11 protein-coding genes are annotated in these 12,387 nt (G+C 70.5%); 10 read left to right on the top strand and 1 reads right to left on the bottom strand.

The window, feature by feature from the left end; genetic code table 11:
* Positions 1 to 28 precede the first annotated feature (28 nt).
* The 7 genes from AC1DWP_RS14830 to AC1DWP_RS14800 all read left to right on the top strand — a co-directional run bounded on the left by AC1DWP_RS14830 (position 29) and on the right by AC1DWP_RS14800 (position 8,427).
* Positions 29 to 823, top strand: a complete 795-nt coding sequence (locus tag AC1DWP_RS14830) for an SDR family NAD(P)-dependent oxidoreductase (RefSeq protein WP_477615242.1) — start codon at positions 29 to 31, stop codon at positions 821 to 823.
* Positions 824 to 873: 50 nt separating this feature from the next.
* Positions 874 to 1,848 carry a GlcG/HbpS family heme-binding protein gene (locus tag AC1DWP_RS14825; protein ID WP_477615241.1) on the top strand — a complete coding sequence of 325 codons (975 nt, stop codon included), beginning with the start codon at positions 874 to 876 and terminating at the stop codon, positions 1,846 to 1,848.
* Positions 1,845 to 2,768, top strand: a complete 924-nt coding sequence (locus AC1DWP_RS14820; protein ID WP_477615240.1) for a ketopantoate reductase family protein — start codon at positions 1,845 to 1,847, stop codon at positions 2,766 to 2,768. Before AC1DWP_RS14825 ends, AC1DWP_RS14820 begins: the two co-directional genes overlap by 4 nt.
* 123 nt (positions 2,769 to 2,891) lie before the next feature.
* A complete protein-coding gene (locus tag AC1DWP_RS14815) occupies positions 2,892 to 3,914 on the top strand; it encodes a sugar ABC transporter substrate-binding protein (RefSeq protein WP_477615239.1) in 1,023 nt (340 codons plus the stop codon).
* Between the two features lie 11 nt (positions 3,915 to 3,925).
* Complete coding sequence (locus AC1DWP_RS14810) at positions 3,926 to 5,014, top strand: ABC transporter permease (RefSeq protein WP_477615238.1); 1,089 nt, start codon at positions 3,926 to 3,928, stop codon at positions 5,012 to 5,014.
* A 5-nt stretch (positions 5,015 to 5,019) separates the two neighbouring features.
* Complete coding sequence (locus AC1DWP_RS14805) at positions 5,020 to 5,799, top strand: ATP-binding cassette domain-containing protein (RefSeq protein ID WP_477615237.1); 780 nt, start codon at positions 5,020 to 5,022, stop codon at positions 5,797 to 5,799.
* A gap of 9 nt (positions 5,800 to 5,808) precedes the next feature.
* The gene (locus AC1DWP_RS14800; protein WP_477615236.1) at positions 5,809 to 8,427 is read left to right on the top strand and encodes a family 78 glycoside hydrolase catalytic domain; all 2,619 of its coding nucleotides are present in this window, start codon (positions 5,809 to 5,811) and stop codon (positions 8,425 to 8,427) included.
* Between the two features lie 42 nt (positions 8,428 to 8,469).
* On the opposite strand, the gene AC1DWP_RS14795 is transcribed toward AC1DWP_RS14800, so the two are convergent.
* On the bottom strand, positions 8,470 to 9,096 hold the full coding sequence (locus AC1DWP_RS14795; protein WP_477615235.1) for an MBL fold metallo-hydrolase: 627 nt from the start codon (positions 9,094 to 9,096) through the stop codon (positions 8,470 to 8,472).
* Between the two features lie 129 nt (positions 9,097 to 9,225).
* Here AC1DWP_RS14795 and AC1DWP_RS14790 point away from each other — a divergent pair, with 129 nt between their 5' ends.
* The 3 genes from AC1DWP_RS14790 to AC1DWP_RS14780 all read left to right on the top strand — a co-directional run bounded on the left by AC1DWP_RS14790 (position 9,226) and on the right by AC1DWP_RS14780 (position 12,381).
* The gene (locus AC1DWP_RS14790) at positions 9,226 to 10,134 is read left to right on the top strand and encodes a flavodoxin family protein (protein ID WP_477615234.1); all 909 of its coding nucleotides are present in this window, start codon (positions 9,226 to 9,228) and stop codon (positions 10,132 to 10,134) included.
* Between the two features lie 80 nt (positions 10,135 to 10,214).
* Positions 10,215 to 10,982: an SDR family NAD(P)-dependent oxidoreductase gene (locus tag AC1DWP_RS14785; RefSeq protein WP_477615233.1), complete on the top strand. Its 768-nt coding sequence runs from the start codon at positions 10,215 to 10,217 to the stop codon at positions 10,980 to 10,982.
* Position 10,983: 1 nt separating this feature from the next.
* Positions 10,984 to 12,381: an FAD-binding oxidoreductase gene (locus tag AC1DWP_RS14780; RefSeq protein ID WP_477615232.1), complete on the top strand. Its 1,398-nt coding sequence runs from the start codon at positions 10,984 to 10,986 to the stop codon at positions 12,379 to 12,381.
* Positions 12,382 to 12,387: the final 6 nt, after the last annotated feature.

Genomic DNA, 12,387 nt, shown 5'->3' with positions numbered 1-12,387 from the left:
AACCCTCCTACCGCGAAAGGCCCTCCGTATGCCGCTCAACCCCGTCCCGATCCCCCGCCGCTTCGAGGGTCGCTCAGTCGTCGTCACCGGGGCCGGCACCGGCTTCGGAGCCGAGATCGCGGTGCGCGCCGCGCAGGAGGGTGCGCGGGTCGTCGGCATCCACTACCGCAGCTCCAGGGCCGGGGCCGAGAAGACCGCCGAGCGCGTGCGCGCCGAGGGCGCGGAGACGGTGCTGCTGCAGGCCGACATCGTGCACTGGGACCAGGTGGCGGCAATGGCGGACGCGGCCTTCGAGCAGCTCGGTGGCGTGGACGTGCTGGTCAACAACGTCGGCGACGTGGCGCGCGAGCAGATGTCCTGGCGGGACATCACCGAGGAGTCGATCGACCACGTCCTCGCCGTCGACATCAAGGGCACGATGGCCTGCATCCACGAGTTCGGCAGCAGGATGCTCGACCAGGGTCACGGCAGCATCGTCAACATCGGCTCGACGGTCATCGTCCGCGGCAGCGCCCGCGCGCCGCAGTACGCCGCGGCCAAGTACGGCCTCCTCGGCGCGACCAAGTCCTACGCCCACGCCTTCGCCCCGACCGTGCGTGTCAACATCTTCGCTCCCGGATTCATCGAGACCGAGGCCACCCTCGGCCGCGAGGACTGGAAGTCCGGGCGCGGTGAGCAGCTGCGCAAGCTGACGCCGATGGGTCGCATCCCCGGTCCGGCCGACTACGCCGGCGCCGCCCTCTTCCTCGCCACCGACGACGCGGACCACATCACGGGTGGCTACCTCGTCGCGGACGGCGGCTACAACATGGTTGGCGCCTGAGGGCTTCGACCTTCCCCACGATCTGCCGTCACCCTCGGCCAGGAGCTGACATGACCCATCCCCACGACGTCCCGCTGGCCGAGGCGCGGTCGATCGTGCGACGCGCCGTGGACAAGGCCGAACAGCTCGGGCTGCGCGGCGGCGTCGCCGTCGTCGGGGCCAGTGGTGCCCTGGTGACCGCGTCGAGACTCGACCACGGCGGCCTCGGCGGCATGGCGCGCGCCACCTCGAAGGCCTGGATCTCCGCCACCCAGCAGATCCCGAGCACCGAGCACCTGCACCGGATGACGACCCTGCCGGCCCCGATCTCGAGTGGCTTCGTCGGCATATCGCCGCAGGCGATGTTTCCCGGCGCCGGCGGGATGCCCTTGCGCAACGAGGACGGTCAGGTGGTCGGCGGCATCGCGGCCTCAGGGGCGACGGTGAGCCCGTTCCTCCCCGCCGACGTCGCCCCCGAGGTGGTCAGCGCCGACGGCGCCCCGGCCAACCCCGAGGACCTGCTCATCGCCTACGCCCTGGGCGTCCCCTACGTCGGTCAGCACGGTGACGACGCCGCTCGGTGGACTGCTCGCTTCGGTGACCTGACCATCGCCCCCGAGGACAGCCTCGGCACTGCGCCCGCCCCCGGGGCCACACGGCAGGTGCAGCTGGACTGGGCCATCGCCCTGGTGGACCGTGCCATCGCAGCTGCCGCCGAGCGCGGGCTGCGCGTCGCGGTCGCGGTCGTGGACGCGGGGGGCGACCCGATCCAGCAGGACCGGATGGACGACACGCCCGGGGCCGGCGTCGAGGTGGCCCTCGCGACGGCGACGACTGCGGCGCGGTACGGAGCGGCGAGCGAGGACGTGGCGCAGCAGTTCGGCTCCGCCGTCGCGCAGCTCGGACGACTCGCTCCGTCTCCCCTCCTCACGTCTCCGGGAGGCATCCCCGTCCTGGTGGAGGGCCGCATCGTCGCGGGCCTCGGCGTGGGCGGAGTGCACCCGGACCTGTGCGCCGAGCTGGCTCGCGCGGCATACGCGTCATGACCGAGCCGACCAGGGTCGCCGTGATCGGCACCGGCGCGATCGGCAGCCTGTATGCAGCGCACCTCGCCCGGGTGCCCGACGTCGAGGTGTGGGCCGTCGACCCGTGGCGCGAGCACACTGAAACCATTGCCGCACATGGACTCCGGGTCATCGGCCGCGCCGAGTTCGTCGCACCCGTGCGCGCCGTGACCGAGGGGTCACAGCTCCCACGCTGCGACTTCGGGATCGTCGCGACGAAGGCCCAACACACCCGGGAGGCGGTCGGAGGCGCGCACACCGCGCTTCAGGACGCCACCGTCGTCAGCGTGCAGAACGGCCTGGGGAACGAAGAGGTCATCGCGGAGGTGGTGCCGCTCGTGGCCCGGGGAAGCATCGTCCCGGCCGGCGCGGTCACCGCACCTGGCATCGTCCGCTTCGACGCCCAGGGCGACACCTGGATCGGGCCTTTCGAGCCGAGCCCCGCACCGATGGAGTCCATCCGGCGCCTCGCCCTCCTTCTCACCGAGGGTGGCCTCGCGACGCATGCCCTCGCGGACGCCCGGGGGCCGCAGTGGACCAAGGTGGTCTTCAACGCCGCGACGAGCCCGATCGCCGCCTTGACCCGTCTCACCATCGGTCAGGTGTGCAGCGACCCTGCTATCCGTCGTGAAGTGGATCTCCTTGTGGCAGAGGCTCTTTCAGTCTGCGACGCCGCGGGAATCGTCCTGACGAAGTCGCCCGACGAAGCCATGGCGGAGGCGATCGAGGTGGCCTTCCACCACAAGCCGTCGATGCTCCAGGACGTCCTCGCCGGCCGTGCGACCGAGGTCGACGTGCTCAACGGCGGCATCGCCGCCGAGGGCAGGCGGCGCGGGATCGCGACCCCGCGACACGACCTCATGTGCGCGCTGCTGCACGGCCTCGAAGCCTCCCGATCCTGATTTCGCGGAAGGCGTTTACAAGCGCCGCGCGACCGCCTACAGTTACCATAACCGAAATCGACTTTCACAATGCGAGAGTCGAACCGAACATCCACAGCCACGCACTCAAAGAGGAGACCGACCGTGAGCACCCCCCGTCGGCGTCACGCCCGCACCCTGTCCGTCGTCACGGTCGGCCTGACCGTCACCGCCCTGTCCGCCTGCGCCTCGGGGACGGGGTCGGGGTCGGACACCTCGTCCTCGTCGACCTCGAGCTCCTCGAGCTCGTCCAGCGGGGCCGCCTCGACCCTCCCCAAGACCCTGGTCTTCTCGCCGATCTCGCTCGCCCCGCCGGCCCTTCAGGGACTGTCGAAGGGCGTCCAGGGATACGGCGGGTCGAAGGGCTGGCAGGTCATCGTCCAGGACCCGAACTTCAACCCCAGCAAGCAGACCCAGGACCTCAGCGCCGTGATCGACTCCGGGCGAGCCGGCGCCGCCTGGGTCCTCGCCGTCGCGCCCAAGGGCTTCGGCGACATGCTGAAGAAGGCCCAGGCCAAGGGTGTGCCGATCCTGGTCAACGGCAAGCCCGAGGAGTACGGCCTCTCGGGCCCCCAGCCCGGCATCACGTTCGACTACATCGACTACACCCAGGCCGGCACCGCGCTCGGTGACCAGCTCGGCAAGTGCATCACCAGCAAGCTCGGGGGCAACGCGGACGTTCTGTTCTCCACGTCGGCCGCCGGTAGCGCGGGCAAGCAGGAGATGGAGGACGCCGCGAAGAAGGCCCTGGCGGCGGCTGCTCCCAACGCCAAGATCGTCGACGAGCAGAGCATCGTCGACCGCACCAAGGGCGTGACGACGATCGCAAGCGTCCTTCAGGGGCACCCGAACGTCAAGGCTGTCATGTCCACCGGCGACGAAGGCACCCTCGCCGCCATCACGGCGTTCAAGTCGGCGGGCAAGACCCTCGGCTGCAACGTCGACTTCGGTGGCAACGACGAGGTCCTCGCCCTCGTGAAGTCGGGTGCAGTCTTCGCCTCCGTCGCTCTGCAGTTCCAGGCCGACATGGCTCAGTCCTTCGACACGCTGGTCAAGATGCAGGCAGACCCGAAGGCGGTCGGCCAGGTGCTGGTCGTGCCGCAGAAGATCGTCACCCAGAACGGCTGAGCGAGCTCCCCATGAACGCCACCCCCACGACCCCGCGCGCGGCCGCTCCCTCCAGTGAGGGGGCGGCCGGGACGCCGGATGCCGTTGCTCCCCCGCGTCCCGCCAAGGACCCGATCGGTATCCGCGCCCTGATCTTCGTCCGCGAGCGCGGGATCTTCGTCCTCTGGGCTCTGATCATCGTGATCTTCTCGGTGTGGGCGAGTCCCTTCTTCGGGACGTTCGACAACGCCATCCTCATTGCCAACGGCGCGGCCCTCACGGCGATCTTCGCCGCCGGAGTGGCGGTCGGCATCATCTGCGGGGCCCTCGACCTCTCGATCCCCGGCGTGGCGGCGGTCGCCAGCTGCACCACGGGGTGGCTCATGACCCACGGCCAGCTCGTCATCGTCTCGATCGCCGCAGGCATCGCGGTGGGTGCGCTCGTCGGGGTCGCGAACGGCCTCATCTCACTGCGCGGGTTCAACCCCATCATCGTCACGATCGGCACGCTCTCGATCACGAGTGCCGCCGCGGCCCTCATCGCCGGCGGCTACACCTTCCCGGGCCTGACGAACTTGAACTTCATGGGCACGCAGCGCTACCTCGGCGTGCCCGCACCGGTCTGGATCGTCGCCGTGCTCTTCGTCATCGTCACGGTCTTCCTCACCCGGACCCGCGACGGCATCCGGATGATGGCGGTCGGCGGCAACGCCGAGGCGGTGCGACGCTCGGGCATCCACAGCGACCGCTACAAGGTCGCCGGCTTCGTCATCAGCTCCGTGTGCGCCGCCCTCGGAGGCCTGGTCACGACGGCGGTCGTCACCGAGGCGAGCCCCTCAGCCAGTCCGGGCATCATCTTCGACGCCCTCACCGCCGTCGCCCTGGCCGGCGTCTCCCTCGCCGGTGGGCGGGGCAGCCTGCCCCGCGTCCTCGTCGGTGCCCTCGTGCTGGCCACGATCACCAACGGCCTGACCGTCAAGGGAGTGCAGCCCTACTGGGCCACCGGCGTGACCGGTGTCCTGCTGCTCGCCTCTCTCGGCCTCGAGAAGTGGGTCTCGACGGCGGTCTCCACCCGCCTGATGACCACGGCACAGGCCTCCGTCCACACCGGCACGAGGTGAGTCGCATGACCGACACCGCACCCGCCCTGCAGCTCGAGGGCGTCGACATGCACTACGGCTTCGTCCGCGCCCTCGACGGGATCGACTTCCAGGTCAACCAGGGCGAGGTCGTCGGTCTCCTCGGCGACAACGGCGCCGGCAAGTCGACCCTGCTCAAGATCATGTCGGGGGCCCACCGCCCCACCGGAGGAACCCTCCGGGTCCACGGCCACGAGAAGGTGTTCTCGGCCCCGAGCGACGCCACGGCGGCCGGGATCCAGATGGTCTACCAGGACCTCGCACTCGTCGACGCCCTCGACATCTCCACCAACCTCAACATCGGTCGCGAGATCATCCGCAAGGGACCGCTCGGCTGGCTGGGTTTCGTCGACCACCGGGCGCAGCGCAAGCGCTCCGAGGCGGAGCTCGAGCGCCTGGGCGTCCGCACCGCTGCGATGACCCGTCCGGTCGAGATGCTCTCCGGCGGTCAGCGACAGGTCGTCGCCCTGGCCCGCAGCGCGACCCGGGTCACCGGTGACCAGAACGGCGTCCTGCTGCTCGACGAGCCCACGGCCGCCCTCGGCTACGAGCAGACGCTCCAGGTCCAGAACCTCATCCGCCGCATGGCCGACCAGGGCATCGCGTGCGTCCTCGTGACCCACAACCTGCCGCTGGCCATGACCGTCTGCGACCGGATCGCCGTCCTCAACCGCGGCAAGCTGGTCGCCGACGTCCCCACTGCCGAGACCGAGAACGACCACCTCGTCGGCTGGATCACTGGGGCGCGCGCCTCGATGTTCGTCTGACCGCCTGCCGTGAGCACCCCTCTCCCGCCGACGAACCTGCGCGTCGACGTCGTCGGCGGCGACTTCTTCGGCCGCGGTGACCAGCCCGCCCTGAGCTGGTGGCTGCCCGTGGGCGCCACCGCACAGGTGGCCTACGCGATCCGGACCGGGGACGGCTACGAGACCGGCCGGGTCGAGGGTCGACAGCAGGGCTTCGTCGTCGTCCCCGTCTTCGACCGCTCGAGGCGGCGCACGTCGGCACGGGTCAAGGTCTGGACCGACCTCGGCGAGAGCGACTGGAGCGGCGCCGTCGAGCTCGACAGCGGGCTGCTCGAGGACGCGGACTGGCAGGGCTCCTGGATCGGTCCGCGCGAAGGTGAGGTGCCCCCCAAGGGGCGGAGACCGGCATACTGGCTGCGGTCGACGTTCCATGCCCAATCCGGCACTCCGGCAACCCTTTTCGCTACCGCCCTCGGCCTCTACGAGGTGTGGCTCAACGGCCGGCGCGTGGGCGACGCGGAGCTCACTCCCGGTTACACGCAGTACCGCGACCGGGTCCAGTACCAGTCTCACGTGGTCGACGACCTGCTCGTCGACGGCGAGAACGTCGTGGCGGTCCTGCTCGCCGACGGCTGGTTCCGCGGGCAGGTGGGTATGCCGCGCGCCGGGGACCAGTTCGGGACGCAGACTGCCGTGCGGCTCCAGCTCGAGTCGGGCGACGGCGCCACCCTCACCACCAGCGGTCCGGGTTGGCTGAGCGGGCCGTCGCACCTCCTGGTCGCCGACCTCATCGGAGGACAGGAGGAGGACCATCGGCGTCTGGACCCGTCCGTCCACGACCCCGCTCACACCCCCGCCGGCTTCGCCCCCGCCGAGGCGCGGGACCCCGATGTGCGGGTCGTCCGGTCGATCGCGCCGCCCGTGCGCCCGATCGAGGAGCTCGTGCCGGCCTCGGTGACGAGGCTGCCCGACGGAGCGAGCCTGGTCGACCTCGGCCAGAACATCACCGGGCGGGTGCGACTCGCGGACCTCGGCCCGGCCGGCACGACAGTGACCCTGCGGCACGGTGAGCACCTGGTGGGCGGCGACCTCACGACGGCGCACCTCGACGTCGACGTGCCGATCTTCCCCGAGAAGCTGCCCGTCGGGCAGGTCGACGTGGTCACGTCCGCCGGCGTCGAGGGCGACGTCTTCGAACCCCGGTTCACCACGCACGGGTTCCAGTACGTCCGGGTGGAGGGACTCCCCCACTCACTCGCCGAGACGGACCTCACCGGGGTGGCGATCCACAGCGACCTGCGGCGGACCGGGTGGTTCGAGTGCAGTGACGAGCGGCTCAACTGGCTGCACGAGGCGACCGTCTGGTCGCTGCGCGACAACATCGTCGACATCCCCACGGACTGCCCCCAGCGTGAACGCTCGGGCTGGACCGGGGACTGGCAGATCTTCGCGCCGACGGCGGCCTTCCTCTTCGACGTCGGCGCCTTCACTCGCAAGTGGCTGCGCGACGTGGCCCTCGACCAGCGCGCCGACGGGTGCGTCGCGAACATCTCCCCCGCCTCCCCGATCGAGGGCTTCGACGGTCCTGTCGGCCGCGTGAACGGGTCCGCCGGATGGGGCGACGTCGTCGTCAGCGCCCCGTGGGACCTGCACGAGGCCTACGGCGACGCGCACCTCCTTCGGGAGGGTTGGCCAGCCCTCATGAAGTGGTTGAGGTATGCCGCGGGGCAGGCCGCCAGCCAGCGTCACCCGAGCCGTTCCGGGTCCGACCCCCAGCCTCACGAGGCGTACCTGTGGGACACCGGGTTCCACTGGGGTGAGTGGCTCGAGCCGGGGGTCGACCTCCACGACTTCTTCGCCTTTGCCAGCGCCGACAAGTCAGAGGTCGCCACGGGCTACCTCCACCGGTCAGCCGTCCAAGCCGCCCGCATGGGCGAGGTCGTCGGCGCATCCGCTTCGGAGACCCAGTGGCTGGACGGACTTGCGGCTGGGACCTTGGCGGCCTGGCGGGCCGAGTTCGTCGACGACACGGGTCGGCTGTCGGTGCAGACGCAGGCAGCCCACGTCCGGGCCCTGTCCTTCGGCCTGGTTCCCGAGCAGCACCGTGCCGCCGTGGCGGACCGGCTGGTCGAGCTGATCCGGGAGGCCGGCGACCACCTCGCCACAGGATTCCTCTCCACTGCCATGCTGCTGCCGACCCTGGCCGACCACGGCCACCTCGACACGGCCTACGACGTGCTCCTGCAGGACACCCAGCCGTCCTGGCTCGTGATGCGCGAGCGCGGCGCGACCACCGTGTGGGAGCGCTGGGAGGGAGTGGACGCCGACGGAGAGGCCCACGAGTCGCTCAACCACTACAGCAAGGGCGCCGTGATCTCCTTCCTCCACCGGTACGTCGCGGGACTGGTGCCCACCTCCCCGGGATACCGGACGTTCCGGGTCGAGCCACGGCCCGGCGGAGGGCTGACCTCGGCCCGTGCCGACCTCGACAGCCCGTTCGGCCCGATCAGCAGCGCCTGGCAGATCACCGACGGGATCCTGCGGTTGGACGTCAGGGTCCCGCCGGGCACAAAGGCGATCGTCGTGCTGCCCGACGGGGCCAGACACCAGGCCTCCCCCGGCACGCACACCTGGACCTCGACGACCTGACCTTCCCCACCCTTCGTCGACCTGACTACTCGTCGACCCGGCTCAGACCTCGGTCGCCTCTCCGCGGGCGAGCCGGCGGACCACGTCGTCGGCGCTGAAGGCAGCGAGCATCCCGGCATACTTCACCGGGTCCGTGGTCTCGCCCTCGTGGATCGGGATGGCGAGGCGTGGCGCGACCTCGGCGACGTAGTCAACGGCCTCGGACAGCTTCAGCCACGGTGCGTCGATCGGGACGGCCAGGACGTCGATGTCGCGGTGGGGCACCACGAACGAGTCCCCGGGATGCAGCAGCGCGCCGTCGCCCACCAGGTAGGCGTTGTTGGTGCAGCCGGGCACCGGCCCCCAGACCGGGGCGTGGATTCCGCCGAGCACGTCGACGACGACGCCGCCCAGCCGGAGTCGTTCTCCCGGACGCACGACCCGAGCCTCGGGCAACCCGACGACTGCCTCGGCCGTGTCGGGGTCGATCACCAACGCGGCTGACGGGTTCGCCGTCACCAGCTCGCGGACCCCCGCCGGATCGAGGTGGTCACCGTGCTGGTGGGTGACGAGGATCGCGGTCAGGTCGGTCACGCCCGAGACGTCCGAGAACACGCCGGGATCGATGAGCAGCCGGGTGCCGTCGAGGTCGACGAGCAGGCAGGCGTGGCCGAGGTGGGTGATCCGCATTTCGAGCTCCTTGGGGTCCGCGCTTCCGTTCGCAACGAGTTCAGCGTACTCTCACTGTGAGAAGAAGACTTCCGCAGAGCAAGAGTTGTTCGACTGCTTCACGATGGCCGCCGCCACCCAGGAGTTCTGATGACCATGCGTATCCTCGGCCTCGGTGCTGGCGCCCCGGGAGGTAGCGCCGAGATCCTGCTCAAGGAGGCCCTGCGGGCCGCGCAGTCCGACAACGTCGCCGTCGAGCTGGTCCGCCTCGAGGAGCTGCGCTACGGCACCGGGGCCGGTCAGACCGGCGACGACGACGTCCCGTGGCTGTGGGAACGTCTCCTCGACTGTGACGGCCTCGTCGTCAGCGCCCCGATCTTCAGCCGGACCGTCCCGGCGGTCGTCAAGGTCGTCGTCGACCGTCTCCTCGGGCCCAACGCCGATGCGGCGATCGTCCGCACGATGCTCGACATGCAGGCCCGCGGGGAGCAGCCGGCCATGGCCTTCCGCCTCGACGAGCGGGTGCTCAAGCCGCGCGTCGCCGGACTGATGGCCGTAGGAGGCTCGCTCGTCGGTCGGTGGCACACGCTCGCCCTCCCGGTCCTGCACACCCTGACGTTCTCCATGCAGACCGCCGTGGTCGACCAGCTGGTCGTCAGCGGCTGCGGCACCCCCAAGTCGGTGGTCCTCGACACTGCTGCCCTCGAGCGCGCCGGCCAGCTCGGGCGGCACGTCGCCGGCCAGCTCGGCCGCCCGTTCGACGAGGCCGTGTATGCCGGCGAGCCCGGGGTGTGCCCGCTGTGCCACCTGTCAGTCATCGAGCTGCGCGGCCGGGAGGTCGAGTGCGCGACCTGCGGTGCGCAAGGGCTCCTGCAGTCCGACGGCTCCGTCGAATGGACCTCCCTGGACACCTCGGTGATCACCATGGCGGAGAAGCACGAGCACTACCGCGAGATCATCGAGACCGCGCAGCGGCACGGGGCGGAGCGGTCCCGGATCGACGGCCTCGCGGCCGCCTACGACTCGTTCGATCCTGTCGTCCACCCGGAAGGGAACTGACCCATGCACGTCCTCATCGCCGGCGGCGGTCAGCCCGGAGGGCCGTCTTGCAGGCAGGGTGCCGATTCGGGAGCTCCGGCATGAGCGGACGGCTGGCGGGCAAGGTCGCCCTGGTCACGGGGACCGGTGGAGGCATCGGACGGGCGACGGCCCAGGTCCTCGCCCGCGAAGGGGCGCACGTCGTCGGCTGCGACCTCGACCCGGAGGCGTCGGCGGAAACGGTTCGGCTGGTGCGCGACACCGGCGGCCGGATGGATGCCATCGCGCCGGTCGACCTCGCCAGCGCGGAGGGGGCTGCTGCCTACGTCGACGAGGCAGTACGGCTCGCGGGGGCGGTCGACATCCTCGTCAACAATGCCTCGGCCATCCGCTTCGGGGCCATCGACGAGCTGTCGGTGGACGACTGGGCTTTTACGATCCGCAACGAGCTCGACATCGTCTACTACGCCATCCGCGCGGCCTGGCCCCACCTCAAGGAGCGTGGCGGGTCGATCGTCAACCTCGGCTCCATCTCGGGGTCGCGCGGAGCCTTCTTCATGCCGCAGAACGCCCACGGCGCCGCCAAGGGAGGGGTCCTGGCGTTGACCTGCCAGCTCGCCGTCGAAGGCGGGCCGCTGGGCATCCGGGTGAATGCCGTCAGCCCGGCGATGACCGAGACTCCCCACACCGCACCGATGTTGCGGGACCCCCACGGTCCAGCCGCCGACATCGTCGCCCGGATCCCGTTGCGCAAGTTGGGCCAGCCCGAGGACATCGCCAACGCGATCCTGTTCCTCGCCAGCGACGAGGCCGGCCACATCACGGGGGTCAACCTGCCCGTCGACGGCGGAACGGCGGCGGTGGGCTGAGATGAACCAGGAAGACCAGGTGGCCGTCGGCAACCCGGCATTCTCCGGGAGGTACGTCGAGCGGGGCGACACGGCATACGACCAGGCGCGGGTGGGACGGATCTTCAACGAGCGGCGCGAGGACCGCTATCCCGCGGCCGTGCTCGAGGCGGCGTCGATCGACGATATCGTCGCAGGCATCCGGCTTGCACGACAACGAGGTTGGCGCGTCTCGGTCCGCTCGGGTGGTCACTCGTGGGCAGCCTGGAGCCTGCGGCAGGACGCCTTGCTGATCGACCTGGCCGCTCTCCGCTCGATCGAGTACGACGACGCGACTGGCATCGTCGTAGCAGGGCCGGCAACGAGGGGAGGACTGGAGCTGGCGCCGTTCCTCGCAGAGCGTGGACGAGCCTTCCCCGGCGGACACTGCCCATCGGTCGGCATCGGCGGCTTCCTGCTCCAGGGCGGCCAGGGGTGGAACAGCCGATCCCGGGGCTGGGCCTGCGAGAGCGTCGTCGGCGTCGAGGTGGTGACGGCCGACGGCGTTCTGGTCCACGCCAGCGCCGACCAGAACGCCGATCTCTACTGGGCGGCTCGAGGGTCCGGTCCCGGCTTCCCGGGCGTCGTCGTCGCCTTCCACCTGCAGACCTATGCCGCCCCCCGGGTCATGTGGCACGACACCTGGACCTTTCCCCTCGCCGAGGGGGAGGCGTTGCTGCACTGGATGCACGATCTCCTGCCCTCCCTGGATCGGCGAGTGGAACCGGTGATCGCTGCGACGAGGCTGCCGAACGTCCCACTGCACCAAGGCGTGGAGCACCCCGGCGGCACCACCCTGCTCATCCACACGACGGTCATGGCCGACACCGACGACGAGTGCGCCGAGCTCCTGCGCCCCTTCGCAGACGGACCGCTGACGGGACGCGAGCTCGGCCACGTCCAGGGACGGACGACGATCCTGGACGAGAACGTGGTGCAGGCCGAGCAGAACCCGGAGAGCCACCGGTACGCCGTCGACTGCACCTGGACCGACGCCGGCGCAGCCGACCTCGCCCCGCCACTGACCCGGCTGTGGAGCGAGCTGGACACGGAGCACTCCTTCTCGATCTGGTACGGCTGGGCGCCCACCCGCGAGCTGCCCGACATGGCGTTCTCCGTCGAGGGCAACGTCTACGTCGCCACCTACGCGATCTACACCGACCCTGCCGACGATGAGCACTACCGGACCTGGGTGCACGACCGGACGGCTTCGGTCGCGGCACAGGGCGGCGTCGGTGTCTACCTCGGCGACACGGACTTCGGCCGGCGCAATGACCGCTTCCTGTCGGACGAGCACTACGACCGGCTGGAGCAGATCAGGGCTGCGCGCGATCCGCAGGGCCGGTTCGAGACCTACTTGACGGCGACCCGGACGGACTGAACGTCC

It is taken from the genome of Pedococcus sp. P2_F6 (assembly GCF_056403675.1).
The sequence above is the reverse complement of the archived record's forward strand: the minus strand, read 5'-3'. Positions and strand labels throughout refer to the sequence as shown.